The organism is Burkholderia pseudomultivorans, assembly GCF_902499075.1.
Classification (GTDB): domain Bacteria; phylum Pseudomonadota; class Gammaproteobacteria; order Burkholderiales; family Burkholderiaceae; genus Burkholderia; species Burkholderia pseudomultivorans.
Genome location: NZ_CABVPP010000001.1, coordinates 303,852 through 319,833, shown reverse-complemented (window position 1 = coordinate 319,833; position 15,982 = coordinate 303,852). Strand labels below are relative to the sequence as shown.

Genomic DNA, 15,982 nt, shown 5'->3' with positions numbered 1-15,982 from the left:
ATGATGTTCCTGCCATCCAGAAAGCCCCGGGCGGACCGGGCCGACATGACGGGCACCGAGCCGCTGCGGGCGAACCGCGACGACCATCTGGCGCGCCTCGAGACCGACGCGTTCGACGTGCTGATCGTCGGCGGCGGCGTGACGGGCGCCTACGCGGCGCTCGACGCGAGCCTGCGCGGGCTGCGCGTCGCGCTCGTCGAGAAGAGCGACTTCGCGTCCGGCACGTCGTCGAAGTCGTCGAAGATGGTGCACGGCGGGCTGCGCTACATCGAGCAGGGCAATCTCGGGCTCGTGCGCCATTCGCTGCTCGAACGGCAGCGTCTGCGGCGCAACGCGCGCCATCTGGTGCAGCGGCTGCCGTTCCTGTTTCCGGTGATGGAGCGCGAAGGCGTGTTCGACCCGCGCCTCGCGAAGGCCTTCGAAAGCCTGCTGTGGACCTACGACATCGCCGGCGGCTGGCGCGAGGGCATCCTGCACCAGAAGCTGACCAAGGCGGAAGTGCTGTCGCATTGCCCGACCTTCGACGAAACCTGGCTGACCGGCGGCTTCATGTATTTCGACGCGCGCGTCGACGATGCGCGGCTCACGCTGAACCTCGTGCGCACGGCCGCGTTTCATGGTGCGGCGGTCGCGAACCATGCGCGCGTCGTCGCGCTGACGCGCGACGGCCACGGCAAGGTCGACGGCGCGATCGTGCATGCGGACGGACGCGAGCGGCGCGTGCGCGCGCGCGTCGTCGTGATGGCGACCGGCGTCTGGCTGCGCGACTGGACCGGCGCGCGCAACGGCGATGCGTCGGCGTTGCAGGTGCGCCCCGCCAAGGGCGTGCATGTCGCGATTCCGTGGCTGAAGATCCGCAACGACTGCACGGTGACGATCCCGGTACCGGGCCGCAACCGGCGCGCGACGATCACGCGCTGGGGCAACGTGTCGTATCTCGGCACGACCGACGAAGACTACGACGGCGATCTCGACGACGTGCACTGCACGCGGCGCGAGCTCGATTTCCTGCTCGAAGGCGCGCGCTCCGCGCTGAAGACCGACCTGTGCGCGGACGACGTGGTCGGCAGCATCGCCGGATGCCGGCCGCTGGTCGGGCCGCCGGGCGGCAAGACGATCGAGATGAAGCGCAATCACGAGATCCGCGTCGCGCCGGACGGGCTCGTGACGATCGTCGGCGGCAAGCTGACGACGTCGCGGCACATGGCCGAGCAGACCATCGATACGGTCGGCAGGCTGCTCGGCCGCGCCACGCGCTGCCGCACGAAATCGGCCTACCTGCTCGGCGCGGCCGGCTACGACGCGCAGGCGATCGTCGCGTCGGGCGGGCTTGCCGCGCATCTCGGCGAGCGCTACGGCACCGAGGCGCGCTTCGTCAGCGACATCGCCGACGCGACGCCGTCGCTGCTCGCGCCGATCGTCGACGGGCTGCCGTACAGCGAAGCGGAAGTGGTCTACGCGGTGCGCCACGAGTTCGCGCGCAGCGTCGACGACGTGCTGTCGCGCCGCACGCGTGCGCGTCTGATGGCGCGCGACGCTTCGGCGCGCGCGGCGCCGCGCGTCGGCGCCATCCTCAAGGCGGAGCTCGGCCTGTCCGATGCAGCCGTCGCCAGTCAGGTGCGCGACTACGTCGCCGCCGTCGCACTCGAAAAAGCCATCCTCATGGGAGAAAACGGATGATCAGCAAGGAAGCCATCAAGCGCGGCTACAACCGCGGCAACTACGTCGTCGGCGCGCATACGCCGCCGCCTTATTCGCTGAACCTGCCGGCGGCAGGCGGCGCGGCCGTCGAGGCCGGCATGCAGCGCGCGCCGGTCGCGCTGTCGGCACAGCAGGTCGACGCGCTGCGCGCGGTGGCCGACGAAGTGCTCACGCAGCCCGCCGACGTCGTCGCGTGGACGCGCGACTGGTGGGCCGCGTCGATGGTGACGGAGACGGCCGGCCGTCCTGCGACGCCGCATGCGGCGATCGTGCGCGTGTCGACGGTCGCGCAGGTGCAGGCCGTGATGCGCATCGCGCACGCGGCGTCGATTCCGGTGACGGCGTCGGCCGGCCGCAGCAACGTGACGGGCGCGGCGCTGCCGGTGCGCGGCGGCATCGTGCTCGACGTGTGCGCGCTGAACCGGCTGATCGGCGTCGATGCGCAAAGCCAGATCGTCGAGGTCGAGGCCGGCATGTTCGGCGACGTGTTCGAGGAAACGATCCAGCGCGAGCACGCGCTGACGATGGGGCACTGGCCGTCGTCGTTCGGGATCAGCACGATCGGCGGCTGGATCGCGTGCCGCGGCGCGGGGCAGTTGTCGACGCGCTACGGCAAGATCGAGGACATGGTGTTCGGGATGGACGTCGTGCTCGCGGACGGCAGCCTGATCACCGTCGGCGGCTATTCGCGCGCGGCGGTCGGCCCCGACCTGCAGCAGCTGTTCATCGGCAGCGAGGGCACGCTCGGCATCATCGTGCGCGCGCGCCTGAAGCTGCATCGGCTGCCCGATTACGGACGCGCGATCGCATACGGCTTCGACACCTTCGCGGCCGGCCTCGATGCGTGCCGCGAAATCCTGCAGCGCGGCGCGAACCCGGCGGCGCTGCGGCTCTACGATGCGCTCGAAAGCGGCGTGCAGTTCGGGCTGCCCGATACGAACGTGCTGCTGATCGCCGACGAAGGCGCGCGCGAGATCGTCGACGCGGTACTGGCAATCAGCGCGCAGGTGTGCGAAGCGGGCGGGCGCCGGCTCGACGGCGACGCGATCTTCGAGCGCTGGCTCGACACGCGCTACCTGACCGGCAAGAGCGCGGAAGGCTTCAAGCGCAGCCCGGGCTTCGTCGCCGACACGCTGGAGATGTGCGGCCGCTGGCGCGATCTCGCGGCGATCTATCACGACGTTGTGGCCGCGCTGCAAGCGGTGCCCGGCACGCTGGCCGGTTCCGCGCACCAGTCGCATGCCTATGCGGACGGCGCGTGCCTGTATTTTTCGCTGCGCGGCGACGTCGCGGTCGAGCAGCGGGCCGCCTGGTATCGCGCCGCGTGGGACGCAGCGAACGCGGTGCTGATCCAATACAATGCGGCGTTGAGTCATCACCACGGCGTCGGGCTGCTGCGTTCGCCGTACATGCGCGATTCGCTGGGCACTGCGTTTCCGGTATTGCAGGCGGTGAAGCGCGCGCTCGATCCGACGCATATCCTCAACCCCGGCAAGCTCGGTCTCGGCGACGAGACCGGCCCGCACGTCGACCGCTGAACGTCATGGACAAGTCGCTGGGCGCGCGTCTCGCCCGTCATCCCGTCATCGCCACGCTGTACGGCGCCGAGCAGGCCGACCGCTTCGTCGACAGCGCGGCCGAGGTCGGCATCGTCGCGAACGTCGACCTGCGCCGGCTGCAGGCGGTCGTCACGGCGCTCGCGCGGGCCGGCAAGTTCGTGATCGTCAACATCGACAGCTGCGACGGGCTCTCGCAGGACAAAGGCGGCGTCGAGTATCTGGCCGATATCGGCGTCGCGAGCGTCGTGTCGACGCGCGTCGCGACGATCCAGCGCGCGAACCGCGCCGGGCTGATGACGATGCAGAAAGTTTTCGTGACCGACCGCTCGACCTGGCCGCGCAGCGTGAAGGCGATCGAGCAGAGCGATCCGAACCTCGTGCAGCTGATGCCGGCGCCGATGCTCGCGCACCTGGGCGACGCCGACCGACAGGCGCTGCCGCCGATCGTCGCGTCGGGCTTCGTCTGCAATGCGGACGACGTGCGCAGCGCGCGCCGGCACGGCGCGGTCGCGGTGTCGACGAGCGACAGCGCGTTGTGGAATCTCGACCCGTCGTGACGGGCGCATCTCATCCACCTCCTGGGAGGGCAGCATGAACGAACCTTATCTGCAGGTCATCGTGCATTACTACGCGAAACCGGGCCAGGGCGACCGCGTGATCGAACTGCTCGCCGAACTCGCGCCGGCGACGCGCGCGGAACCGAAGAATCTCGACTACGCGTATTTCCGCGCGCCGGACGATCCCGACCATATCCTGATCCTCGAGCGATACCGCGACGCGGACGGGCTGGACGTGCATCGGGAAACGCCGCATTTCCAGCGGATCGGCGTCGGGGCGATCATTCCGTTGCTCGATCGCCGCGACGTGACGCGCTTCATGGTGCAGCCCGACATCGGCACGGCGACGCCACCCGGAGAGGTCCGATGAACCCGTTTCAATTCCGTACCGTCCCGACGCAGATCGTCGAATTCGGCGCGGCGCGCCGGCTTGGCGCGCTGCTGCGCGAGCGCTTTCCGGCGCTCGCGCGGCTGTGCGTCGTCACCGATGCGTTCCTGCATCGCAGCGGCGTGCTCGCGCCCGCGCTCGAGAGCCTGGCCGCGCACGGCTGGCAGGTCACGGTGATCGACGACGTGATCGCCGATCCGCCCGAACAGGTGGTGCTCGACGCGACCGCGCGCGCCGTCGCGGCCGACGCGGAAATCGTGCTCGGCCTTGGCGGCGGTTCGTCGATGGACGTCGCGAAGTTGATCGCGGTGCTCGCGCCGGGGCAGCAGCCGCTCGCCGACATGTACGGCGTCGACAAGGTCGCGAGCGCGCGGCTGCCGCTCGTGCAGATGCCGACCACGGCCGGCACCGGTTCGGAGGTGACGGCCGTGTCGATCGTCACGGTCGGCGAGGCGCGCAAGATGGGCGTCGTGTCGCCGCAGCTGTTCGCGGACGTCGCGATTCTCGACGCCGAGCTGACGCTCGGGCTGCCGCGCGCGGCGACGGCCGCCACCGGCATCGACGCGATGGTGCATGCGATCGAGGCCTATACGTCGTCGCGGCTGAAGAACCCGGTCTCCGACATGCTGGCCGTTCAGGCGCTGACGCTGCTGTCGCGCAACCTGCTCGCGGCCTGCGACGACGGCCGCGACCGGCACGCGCGCGAGGCGATGCTGGTCGGCGCGATGTTCGCGGGGCAGGCGTTCGCGAACGCGCCGGTCGCGGCCGTGCATGCGCTCGCGTATCCGGTCGGCGGCATCTTCCATGTGCCGCACGGGCTGTCGAATGCGCTCGTGCTGCCGCACGTGCTGCGCTTCAACGCGCCGGCCGCCGCGCCGCTGTATGCGGAACTCGCGGCGATCGTCGCGCCGGCGGCGACGGGCAGCGACGAAGCGAGGACGCAGGCGCTGATCGACGAGATCGACCGGCTGATCGTCGCGACCGGCATACCGCGGACGCTGCGCGAGGTCGGGATCGGCGAAGGCGACCTGCCGAGGATGGCGTCGGATGCGATGCTGCAGACGCGGCTGCTCGTGAACAATCCGCGCGAGGTGACGGAGGCCGACGCACTGGCGATCTATCGGCAGGCGTGGTGACGCGGCGGAGACGGCGCGGGCGAGGACGAAGGCGGTTCGCAGCGGACCGAGCGATCGGATCGGCATGATGGCCGCGCCCGGCGAGCAACGCACAGCGTGCCGTTCACGACGCGCGCGCCGTTTGCCGCAGCGACCGCGCCGCGACGCATGCGCACCCGAGCGCGACGGCGACGAGCGCGCAACCGGCCCACGGCGTGGCGAGCAGCGCATCGCGCCCGACCAGCACGCCGCCGAACGCCGAACCGAGTGCAACGCCCGCGTGCATCGCGGACACGTTGATGCCGACGCTCGCATCGGCCAGCGACGGCGCGGCGTGGATCAGGTAGTTCTGCACGATCGGCGAGATCGACCAGCTGATGGCGCCCCACAGCATCATCGCGGGCACGAACGCGAACGGCGATGCGCCGGCGGCCGGCAGCATCGCCATCGCGACGAGAAACGCCGCGGGGCACGCGCACAGCGCGCGCGAGGCGCCGAGCCGGTCGGACAGCAGCCCGCCGAGCCACGCGCCGGTCACGCCGGCGACACCGAACGCGACATACAGGCTTTCGAGCGCGGCCGCGCCCGGCGACAGCACGGCCTGCAGGTACGGCGTGAGATAGGCGAACAGCGTGAAGTGCCCGCCGATCATCGCGATCGACACGCATTGCGCGGCCAGCAGCCGCGGGCGGCCGAGCACCGCGCGGTACGGCGCGGCAGCGGCTTCGGAAGCCGGCAGGCTCGCGCTGCGCGGCAGCCGGTGCGCGAGCCACACGCTGAGGGGTAGCGCGGGCAGCGCGATCGACGTGAATACCGCCCGCCAGCCGGCCCAGTCGGCAATGCGCATCCCGATCGGCACGCCGAGCACGAGCGATGCGCTGATCCCCATGAACACGATGCCGATCGCGCGGCCGCGCTGCGACGGCGGCGCGAGTTCGGCCGCGAACCGCGTCGCGACGAGGATCAGCGTCGCGCAGCTCGCGGCCATCAGCACGCGCGCGGCGAACAGGCTCGCATAGCAGGGGCTGGCCGCGGCGAGCAGGTTCGCGGCCGCAAACGCGCCGAGCGACGCGAGCAGCGCGGTGCGCCGCTCGACGCGCGCGATGCATGCGGCCGCGACGAGCGCGGCCAGGGCGAACACGGCGGAAAAAATCGTGGTGAGCTGGCCGGCGGCTGCGACCGACACGTGCAGGCCGGCGGAGAGGGCCGGCAGGATGCCGACGCAGATGTTTTCGGCGACGCCGGCCAGAAATACGGCGGCGCTGAGCAGGTAAACGCGAGTGTCCAACGGAAACCCCTCCTGTACGCACGACGCGACGGCGTCGGCAAGGACGGGCCGCATCGGATCGAATCGACGGATGGGTTTCGACGCGAGGCTTCGGTTATCCCGGAAAGCAGCACGCTACCGCAGGCGCGCGCCGCGCGCAAGTTTCGCGCGGGACGGCGCGACCACGGCGTCGCTACCGCGATTCGTGCGTGTCGTTCGCGACCACGTACGCTAACGCCTGCCGCGTGCCGTCCGGCTTCGTCTGCAGGTACACGCCCTGGATTTCGGGTTCGAAACCCGGCAGCGTGTTGATCCCCGCTTCCAGCGCGCGGAAATAGTCGAGCGCCGGCCCGCCCCATGCTTCGCCGGGCACCACGCAGAAGATGCCGGGCGGATAGGGCAGCGCGCCTTCGGCCGCGATCCGGCCTTCGATGCGGTCGAGCGCGACCAGCTCGACGTGGTTGCGGACCAGTTCGGCGTTCGCGGCCTGCGGCAGCATCGCCTGCTTCGGGAACTGCGCGCGCCGGAACATCTGCTTCTGCAGATGCTTCATGTCATGGCCGCGATAGAAGTCGTGCATCCGCTGGCACAGCTGACGCAGGCGCATGTCGCCGTACAGCTCCGGATATGCTTCGCACAGCGACGGAATCGCGTCGCGCAGCGGCGTGTCCTGGTCGAGATGGCGTTCGAACTGCGCGAGATGCGCGATCAGGTGCTGCAGCTTGCCGAAGCTCTCGGACGGCGTGAGCAGGAACAGGATCGTGTACAGGTCGGCCTTCTCGGGCACGACGCCGTGCTCGCGCAGATAGCGCGCGAGGATCGGCGCCGGCGCGCCGAACGGCGCGTAAGCGTGCGTGTCGCGATCGATGCCGGGCGTCGTCAGCAGCAGCTTGCACGGGTCGACGAAATACTGGTCGTTCGCATAGCCTTCGAAGCCGTGCCACGCGTCGGCCGGATGGAAGCGGAAGAAGCGCAGGTCGTCGACGATCTGCCCGGTCGGGTAGTCGGCCCACGGCCGGCCGTCGACGGTCTGCGGCACGAACGGCCGGATCTGGCGGCAGGTCTTCAGCAGCAGCTTGCGCGCGTCGACGCCGTGCGCGACGCAGTCGCGCCACAGCCGCTTGCCGGCCGGACCCGCGTGCATCTGCGCATTGACGTCGAGCGCCGCGAACATCGGATAGAACGGGCTCGTCGACGCGTGGATCATGTACGCGTTGTTGAAGCGCCGGTGATCGCAGAAGCGCTTCTGGCCTTCGATGTGGCGGTCCTTCTTGTGGATCTGCGACGTCTGCGAGAACCCGGCCTGCTGCTTGTGCACCGACTGCGTGACGAAGATGCCGGGATCGTCCGGGCCGAGCGCCAGCATCAGCGGCGAGCAATCCTGCATCATCGGGATGAACTGCTCGTAGCCGACCCACGCCGAGTCGAACAGGATGTAGTCGCACAGTCGGCCGATCCGGTCGACGATCTCGCGCGCGTTGTAGATCGTGCCGTCGTAGGTGCCGAGCTGGATCACCGCGAGCCGGAACGGGCGCGGCAGGTCGGCGCGTTCGGGCGCGACTTCGCGGATCGCGTCGCGGATCCGCGTTTCGTCGAGCGCTGCGCTGTCGACGCCGCCGATCAGCCCCCACGCATTGCGCGCGGTTTCGAGGTAAACGGGCCGCGCGCCCGACAGCACCAGCGCGCCGAGGTGCACGGACTTGTGGTTGTTGCGGTCGAACAGCACGAGATCGTCGGGCGCGAGCAGTGCGCTCGTGACGACCTTGTTCGACATCGACGTGCCGTTCAGCACGAACCAGGTCTTGTCCGCGTTGTAGATCCGCGCCGCGTTGCGCTGCGCCTCGAGCGCGGGGCCTTCGTGGATCAGCAGGTCGCCGAGCCGGACGTCGGCGTTGCACAGATCGGCGCGAAACAGCGTTTCGCCGAAGAAGTCGAAGAACGTCCGCCCGAGCGGGTGGCTCGAAAAGAACTGGCCGCCCTGATGGCCGGGGCAGTCGAATTCGACGTAGCCGCGCTGCACGTATTCGCGCATCACCTTGAAGAACGGCGGCAGCAGCGCTTCGCTGTAGATCTCGGCGGCGGCGGAAATCTGCCGGCCGTAGTAATGCCGGCCGCCGTGCCCGAGCTGGATCACGCCGTTTGCGTTCGGCAAGATCGACGGCGGGACTTCCTGGCCGGGCTCGACCGCGACGAAGAACGGAATCGCGAATCCGGTTCGTTCGACCGCCTGCAGAATTTTCGGCGCCGCATCAATCCCGACGACTATTGCGGCGATATTCGTAAAATCGGTATGGAATACGTCGACCTGTTCGTGCGTGGTCAGAAAGGCGCCGGTCAGGGACGGTTCGACTGCGATTTTCAACAGGCTCACGCGAATTCTCCCGTTAATGTCAGGAAAACGGGAGTCGCAACGGCGCGCTTCAAATCCGACAGACGCCGTTGCCGCTTGAAAATGCTCCCGCGAATGCCGAATCGGCCGGAATGCGCCGCGCAGCGCCGAAGCCGGCGCCGCATACGTCCCGGCGCAGCCGATCGTAGCAACAAAATCCCGCGAATTCAATCGATCGGATATACATGCTTCATTACGGAATGAAAATGATCCGGCGCGACGTGAAATGGCATGCTGCATTGCACATCAAAATGAACGGCGCGTGAAAGCCGGTTTAAAAACAGGCGACGGTTTATCCGAATCGCTTGCTTTTCATCGACCGGCATCTATGGCATAGTCGCCACCGAATTGGATGGCAAAGCAAACCGGAATGGCGAGCGTCTCATGTCGCGCCCGTGGTCGGCTGTCCGCGTGCTCGTGGGACGAAACAGACCAATCGAAGCATCGGAACAGCGAGGGCAACATCATGAACATCTCCGGCGGTGGCATTCGTCGTCTCGGCATGCGCGCGTTGCTGGTCGACGACGAGATTTCGCAGGAAACGGCGGCGGGGCGGGCGGTCCGCACGCTGAGCGCGGAACTCGCGCAGCGCGACATCGACGTGCTCACGGCCACGTCCGCCGACGACGCGATCGTGCTGATCCGCTCCGACCCGTCGATCCAGTGCGTGCTGCTCGACTGGGATCTCGGCGTGGACGGCCACGAGCCTTCCGAGTCGGTCGTCGATGCAATCCGCCGGCGCAACGGCAATGTGCCGATCTTCCTGCTGGCCGACCGCAGCGTCGCGTCGTCGGTGCCGGCGGCCGTGATGGGCCAGGTCGACGATTTCGTGTGGCTGCTCGAAGACACCCCGGACTTCATCGGCGGACGCATTCACGCGGCGATCGAACGCTATCGCTCGACCGTGCTGCCGCCGATGTTCGGCGCACTGGCGCGGTTCTCGCGCGTGTACGAATACTCGTGGCACACACCCGGCCACACGGGCGGCACGGGCTTCCTGAAGTCGCCGGTCGGCCGCGCGTTCTTCGAATATTTCGGCGAATCGCTGTTCCGCTCCGACCTGTCGATCTCGGTCGGCGAACTCGGTTCGCTGCTCGATCACTCGGGGCCGATCGGCGACAGCGAGCGCTACGCGGCGCGCGTATTCGGCGCGCATCGCACGTATCACGTGACGAACGGCTCGTCGACGTCGAACCGCATCATCCTGATGGCAAGCGTGAGCCGAGACCAGATCGCGCTGTGCGACCGCAACTGCCACAAGTCGGCCGAACATGCGATGACGATGTCCGGCGCCATCCCGACCTACCTGGTGCCGACCCGCAACCGCTACGGGATCATCGGGCCGATCGCGTCCGAGCGACTCACGCAGACGGCGATCCGCGACGCGATCGCGTCGAATCCGCTCGCGGCCGGGCTCGCCGATCGCCAGCCGAAACACGCGATCGTCACCAATTCGACGTACGACGGCCTGTGCTACAACGTCACGCGCGTCGAGGAACTGCTCGGCGCGAGCGTCGACCGGCTGCACTTCGACGAAGCCTGGTACGGCTACGCGCGCTTCAACCCGATCTATCGCGACCGCCATGCGATGCACGGCGACCCGCGCGACCATCATGCGGACCGGCCCACGGTGTTCGCGACGCAGTCGACGCACAAGCTGCTGACCGCGCTGTCGCAGGCGTCGTACATCCACGTGCGCGACGGACGCAAGCCGATTCCGCATGGTCAATTCAACGAAACGTTCATGATGCACGCGTCGACGTCGCCGAACTACGCGATCATCGCGTCGAACGACGTGGCGGCCGCGATGATGGACGGCCCCGGCGGCGAAGCGCTGACGCGCGAGTCGATCGAGGAGGCCGTCGCGTTCCGGCAGATGATCGCGCGGATGAACGGCGAGTATGCGGCGAAGGGCGACTGGTTCTTCGAATGCTGGCAGCCCGATACCGTGCTCGAGACGCGCACCGGCCGCACGCTGCCGTTCCACGATGCGCCGCCCGAACTGCTCGCGACCGATCCGTCATGCTGGGTGCTGCGGCCCGGCGCGCAGTGGCACGGGTTCGGCAACATCGAGGACGGCTACTGCATGCTCGACCCGATCAAGGTGTCGATCGTCACACCGGGCGTCGCGCCGGCCGGCGGCCTGATGCCGGTCGGGATTCCGGCGAGCGTTGTGACCGCGTATCTCGATGCGCGCGGCATCGTGGTCGAGAAGACGACCGATTTCACGATCCTGTTCCTGTTCTCGATCGGCATCACGAAGGGCAAGTGGGGCTCGCTCGTCAGCGCGCTGTGCGATTTCAAGCGCGACTACGACGCGAACCTGCCGCTCGATCTCGCGATTCCGTCGCTCGTGAAGGAGCATGGCGCGCGCTATGCGGGCATGGGGCTGAAGGATCTCGCCGACACGATGTTTGCGGCGATGGAGCAGCTCGGCACGACGCGGCTGATGTCGGAGGCGTTCTCGATCCTGCCGCGGCCCGAGATGAGTCCGGTGCGCGCATACGAGCATCTGGTGCAGGGCCGTGTCGAGCAGGTCACGCTCGACGAACTGGCGGGGCGCACGGTGGCGACGGGCGTCGTGCCGTATCCGCCGGGCATTCCGCTGCTGATGCCGGGCGAGGACGCAGGGCCGGCCGGCGGCCCGGTGCTCGGCTATCTGAAGGCGCTCGAAGCGTACGACCGGCGCTTCCCGGGATTCGCGCACGACACGCACGGCGTGGAAGTCGAGGACGGCACGTACCGCGTGTACTGCCTGACCGCCTGATCGACCGGCCGGCGACGGCCTCACCCCGAAGGATCGACATCATGGAAAACGCAGCGCGCATGTCCGATGCGGCCCCGGCGGCCGCGCCGAAGAACCGGATGAACGTCTGGCAGCTGACGATCCTCACGGCGGTCAACATGATGGGCTCCGGCATCATCCTGCTGCCGTCGAAGCTCGCGCAGGTCGGCACGATCTCGCTGCTGTCGTGGATCGTCACGGCCGGCGGCTCGCTCGCGCTCGCGTATGCGTTCGCGCGCTGCGGGATGCTGAGCCGCAAGCCGGGCGGGATGGGCGGCTATGCGGAATACGCGTTCGGCAAGGCCGGCAACTACATGGCGAACTACACGTACGGGCTGTCGCTCGTGATCGCGAACGTCGCGATCGGCGTCACGGCGGTCGGCTACGGCACCGTGCTGTTCAACGCGACGCTGACGCCGCTGCAGACGGGCCTGTGGACGATCTTCCTGCTGGTGCTGACGACGGTCGCGAACTTCGGCGGCTCGCGCATCACCGGCCGCATCGGCGCCGTCACCGTGTGGGGGGTGATCATCCCGGTCGTCGTCGTGTCGCTGATCGGCTGGTTCTGGTTCAGCGCCGCCACGTGGGGCGCCGCATGGAATCCGCAGAACCTGCCGTTCGGGCCGGCGGTCGGCAGTTCGATCGCGGTGACGCTGTGGGCGTTTCTCGGGCTCGAATCGGCGTGCGCGAACTCGGACGCCGTCGAGAATCCGGAGCGCAACGTGCCGATCGCCGTGCTCGGCGGCACGATCGCATCGGCGGTGTTCTACATCGTGTCGACCAACGTGATCGCGGGCATCGTGCCCAATGCGATTCTCGCGAAGTCGAATGCGCCGTTCGGCATCGCATTCGCGACGATGTTCACGCCGACGGTCGGCACGATCGTTACCGCGCTGATGGTGATCGCGTGCATCGGCTCGCTGCTCGGCTGGCAGTTCACGGTCGCGCAGGTATTCAAGAGCTCGGCGGACGTCGGCTATTTCCTGCCGGTATTCGCACGCGCGACGCGCACCGGCACGCCGATCGTGGGGATGGTGATCCTGCTCGCCGCGCAGGTCGCGCTCGCGCTGATGACGATCAGCCCGGAACTGAGCAGCCAGTTCCAGAAGATCGTCGATCTCGCGGTCGTGACGAACCTGGTGCCCTACGTGATGTCGATGGCCGCGCTGATCACGATCCAGAAGATCGCGAACGTGCCGCCGGCCAAGGCGCTGGTGACCAACGTGATCGCGATGGTGGCGACCGCGTACAGCTTCTATGCGCTGTTCAGCTCCGGCGAGCAGGCGCTGATGCTCGGCGGCCTGTGCGTGTTCGCGGGCTGGACGCTGTTCGGCTTCGTCAGCGCGCGTTTCTATCAGATGGAAGTCGACGCGCACGCGAAGGAGCCCGGGAAGTCGCTGCAGGCGTGACGACGGGGGGGCCGGCCGTCGTTAGCGCGCCGGTTTCTGCAACAGCGCGGGCAGTTCCTTTTTCAGCAGGTCGACGATGTTGTCGTTCAGCACGAGATCGATGCGCAGTTGCGGGTACAGCGTGCGGATGTGCATCGGCGCCTTCGGAATCACGACTTCGCCGAAGCATTGCGGCGATGCGAGGCGGATGGTGCCGCCGGGCGTGTGTTCCGCTTTCGAGATCGGCGTGTGCGAACGGGGTTGCGCACGTTCCTGTGGAGGCCGGCGCGGATGCACCGTGCAGGCCGGCCCGACCGACGATTCGTCGTCGAAACCGCACGTCCTGCCGGCGCCATGAGCGACAATCCGTTTTTGCATTCGATCGACGCGGCAGCGCGACGCGCACACGCCGATCGACCGCAATCGGCAAACGGGAGACGACAACATGACGCACGCGAACGAACCGGCGCGCACGCGATGCGTCGCGTGGCAGATCGTGCAGACGTGGCAGGCGGCCGAATGGTGCCGGCTCGTCGAGACGCCCGCCGGGATCGACCTGTCGGGTTCGGTCGCGGGCGCGATCGACGGTACGCCGTTTCGCATCGACTATGCGATCGCGTGCGGCGCCGACTGGCTGACGCGTGCCGCGCGCGTGACGCGCTGGCTCGGCGCGGCGCCGCAGCAGCTGGATATCGCATGCGACAACGGACGGTGGACGATCCAGGGGATCGACGCACCGTCTCTCGACGGCGCGACCGACGTCGATCTCGGCTTCAGCCCGTCGACCAATACGCTGCCGATCCGGCGGCTCGGGCTGCGTATCGGCGAGTCGGCCGCCATCCGGACTGCATGGCTGCGCTTCCCGGACTTCGACGTCTTGCGCGGCGAGCAGCGCTATACGCGAACGGCGGAGCGCGTGTATCGCTACGAGAGCGGTACCTACGCGGCCGATATTGCGGTCGACGAAGCGGGCCTCGTCACCGACTACGACGAGTGGAAGCGGATCGGCGCGACGCCGTCACGATAACGGCATCGGTCCAGTGCGTCGCGCCGCGTCATGCGGGCGTCGTGTGCCAGCGCGCGTCGGCGACCGTGACCTTGCCGGGAATCAGCTTCAACGTGCTGAACGCGTCGGCGATGTTCTGCTGATAGGCGATCGTCGCATCGGCGATCGGCTGCACGCCGTAGCCGGTGCGCTTGAGCGCGACTTCGAGCGTCGGCGCGTCGAGACCGACGAGCGGCGACAGTTGCGCGGCGACCTCGGGAATGTGGTCGCGCCCCCAGCGGTCGACCGCATCGACTTCGTCGAGCAGCGCGCGCAGCACCTGCGGCTGCGCGGACGCATACTTGCGCGCCGCGAGGTAGTACTGGGTATTGCGCACGAGCCCTTCGCCGTTCGCCACCACGCGCGCGCCGAGCTGCCGCTCGGCGGCCGCCAGATACGGATCCCAGATCACCCACGCGTCGACGCTGCGCTGGACGAACGCGGCGCGCGCGTCGGCGGGCGTCAGGTAGATCGGCTGGATGTCGGCATACGTGAGGCCCGCGTGCTGCAGCGCCTTCACGAGCAGGTAGTGGACGTTCGAGCCCTTGTTGAACGCGACTTTCTTGCCGCGCAGCTGCGCGACCGTGCGGATCGGCGAATCGGGCAGCACGACGATCGCCTCGCCTTGCGGGGCCGGCGGCTCGTTGCCGATGTAGACGAAATCGACGCCGGCCGCCTGCGCGAAGATCGGCGGCGTCTCGCCGACCGTGCCGACGTCGACCGCGCCGGCATTCAGCCCTTCGAGCAATTGCGGGCCGGCCGGAAACTCGAGCCACTGCACGGCGACGCCCTGGCTCGCGAGCCGCTTCTCGAGCGTGCCGCGCGCCTTGAGCACGACGAAGTTGCCGTATTTCTGGAAGCCCACGCGCAGCCGTGTGCCGCTGCCCTGCGCGTGTGCGGGCAGGTTCGCGAGCGGCCCGAGCGCGAGGCCGGCGAGCCCGGCGGCCGTGTGTTGCAGCCACTGGCGGCGACGCGGGTTCGCCGGTGTCGTTGTGTCGTTCATTGAAGCGTCCTGCGTGCGGAAAGCGGGCCGCGCGCGGAATGCGGCGCGGTCGGCGCACGGCGGGGCCGGATGCGGGCGATGCGCGCAACGGGACGGTCCCTGCCGGACTCCGCACGATACGTCGGCGCGGGCCGGCGGCCAACCAACGAATCCGCATATGCAAATCAGCCGCGGCGCAGTACGGAAGCGGCCCGTGCGATGCGCGTCGCATCACTGCGGCGGCGGGGCCGGCAGGATGCCGCGGACGCTCAATCCGGGTCGGCCGCGCTGTCGACGATCGAATCGACGCGATCGGGATAGAACGCGAGGTGTCCGCGAATCGCTTCGACGGCCGGATACGGACGTTCGTACGTCCACACCGCATTGACCGCGCGCTCGCCGCCGGCCGGGATCGAGTAGTACGCGCAGTCGCCCTTGTACGGGCAGTACGTCGCATGGTCGGTGCGTTGCAGCAGCGTCATGTCGGCGTCCTCGCGCGGAATGTACAGCACGGCCGGGTAGGTGGCCTCGCGCAGCGCCAGCGCACGCTGCGTATCGGCGACGACCCGGCCGGCCACGGTGACGACCACCCGCGACGGATGCGGCGAGACCGTGATCGGATGGTCGGGGCCCGGCGTCTTCACGGGGCGCGATTGCGTATCGGGGCTGTCAGGCATCGTGTGTCCTCCTGGTATGGGCGGTGCGCAGGCGGCGGATCCCGGCGCGCGTGCGCCGGCGTCCGGTCAGCCAACCGATACGATGCGCCGATTCCGCGGAACCTGCACGGGGCCGGATGACGGCGGGTC

The 15,982-nt window shown here is 68.6% G+C and carries 13 protein-coding genes; 8 read left to right on the top strand and 5 right to left on the bottom strand.

Annotation, left to right across the window (positions count from 1 at the left end; all coding sequences use genetic code 11):
• From BST28156_RS01385 to BST28156_RS01365, 5 genes are read left to right on the top strand one after another with little or no spacing between them, the layout of a single operon-like run.
• Window positions 1-1,680 carry a glycerol-3-phosphate dehydrogenase/oxidase gene (locus BST28156_RS01385; protein ID WP_059515037.1) on the top strand — a complete coding sequence of 560 codons (1,680 nt, stop codon included), beginning with the start codon at window positions 1-3 and terminating at the stop codon, window positions 1,678-1,680.
• Window positions 1,677-3,239: an FAD-binding oxidoreductase gene (locus tag BST28156_RS01380; protein ID WP_174901260.1), complete on the top strand. Its 1,563-nt coding sequence runs from the start codon at window positions 1,677-1,679 to the stop codon at window positions 3,237-3,239. The genes BST28156_RS01385 and BST28156_RS01380 overlap by 4 nt, the downstream gene beginning before the upstream one ends.
• 5 nt (window positions 3,240-3,244) lie before the next feature.
• On the top strand, window positions 3,245-3,817 hold the full coding sequence (locus BST28156_RS01375) for a glycerol-3-phosphate responsive antiterminator (protein WP_060253108.1): 573 nt from the start codon (window positions 3,245-3,247) through the stop codon (window positions 3,815-3,817).
• A gap of 34 nt (window positions 3,818-3,851) precedes the next feature.
• The gene (locus BST28156_RS01370) at window positions 3,852-4,187 is read left to right on the top strand and encodes a putative quinol monooxygenase (RefSeq protein ID WP_174901259.1); all 336 of its coding nucleotides are present in this window, start codon (window positions 3,852-3,854) and stop codon (window positions 4,185-4,187) included.
• On the top strand, window positions 4,184-5,341 hold the full coding sequence (locus tag BST28156_RS01365; RefSeq protein ID WP_174901258.1) for an iron-containing alcohol dehydrogenase: 1,158 nt from the start codon (window positions 4,184-4,186) through the stop codon (window positions 5,339-5,341). Before BST28156_RS01370 ends, BST28156_RS01365 begins: the two co-directional genes overlap by 4 nt.
• A gap of 103 nt (window positions 5,342-5,444) precedes the next feature.
• Here BST28156_RS01365 and BST28156_RS01360 read toward each other — a convergent pair whose 3' ends face one another.
• Together BST28156_RS01360 and BST28156_RS01355 are read right to left on the bottom strand one after the other, a co-directional pair.
• A complete protein-coding gene (locus BST28156_RS01360) occupies window positions 5,445-6,608 on the bottom strand; it encodes an MFS transporter (protein ID WP_174901257.1) in 1,164 nt (387 codons plus the stop codon).
• Between the two features lie 172 nt (window positions 6,609-6,780).
• Window positions 6,781-8,958 carry an ornithine decarboxylase gene (locus tag BST28156_RS01355; protein ID WP_174901256.1) on the bottom strand — a complete coding sequence of 726 codons (2,178 nt, stop codon included), beginning with the start codon at window positions 8,956-8,958 and terminating at the stop codon, window positions 6,781-6,783.
• Between the two features lie 484 nt (window positions 8,959-9,442).
• Here BST28156_RS01355 and BST28156_RS01350 point away from each other — a divergent pair, with 484 nt between their 5' ends.
• Together BST28156_RS01350 and potE are read left to right on the top strand one after the other, a co-directional pair.
• Window positions 9,443-11,743, top strand: a complete 2,301-nt coding sequence (locus BST28156_RS01350; RefSeq protein WP_174901255.1) for an Orn/Lys/Arg family decarboxylase — start codon at window positions 9,443-9,445, stop codon at window positions 11,741-11,743.
• A gap of 41 nt (window positions 11,744-11,784) precedes the next feature.
• Window positions 11,785-13,170 carry a putrescine-ornithine antiporter gene (gene potE / locus BST28156_RS01345; RefSeq protein ID WP_174901254.1) on the top strand — a complete coding sequence of 462 codons (1,386 nt, stop codon included), beginning with the start codon at window positions 11,785-11,787 and terminating at the stop codon, window positions 13,168-13,170.
• A gap of 21 nt (window positions 13,171-13,191) precedes the next feature.
• Here potE and BST28156_RS34625 read toward each other — a convergent pair whose 3' ends face one another.
• Window positions 13,192-13,527, bottom strand: a complete 336-nt coding sequence (locus BST28156_RS34625; RefSeq protein ID WP_254596331.1) for a type 2 periplasmic-binding domain-containing protein — start codon at window positions 13,525-13,527, stop codon at window positions 13,192-13,194.
• Window positions 13,528-13,594: 67 nt separating this feature from the next.
• On the opposite strand from BST28156_RS34625, the gene BST28156_RS01335 reads away from it, so the two are divergent.
• Complete coding sequence (locus BST28156_RS01335; protein ID WP_174901253.1) at window positions 13,595-14,176, top strand: putative glycolipid-binding domain-containing protein; 582 nt, start codon at window positions 13,595-13,597, stop codon at window positions 14,174-14,176.
• Window positions 14,177-14,204: 28 nt separating this feature from the next.
• Here the strand turns inward: BST28156_RS01335 and BST28156_RS01330 are convergent, their stop codons facing one another.
• Both BST28156_RS01330 and BST28156_RS01325 read right to left on the bottom strand, forming a co-directional pair.
• Window positions 14,205-15,197 carry a sulfonate ABC transporter substrate-binding protein gene (locus BST28156_RS01330; protein WP_174901252.1) on the bottom strand — a complete coding sequence of 331 codons (993 nt, stop codon included), beginning with the start codon at window positions 15,195-15,197 and terminating at the stop codon, window positions 14,205-14,207.
• Window positions 15,198-15,445: 248 nt separating this feature from the next.
• Entirely contained in the window at window positions 15,446-15,853 is a 408-nt protein-coding gene (locus tag BST28156_RS01325; protein WP_174901251.1) for a DUF427 domain-containing protein, read from the bottom strand.
• Window positions 15,854-15,982 lie beyond the last annotated feature (129 nt).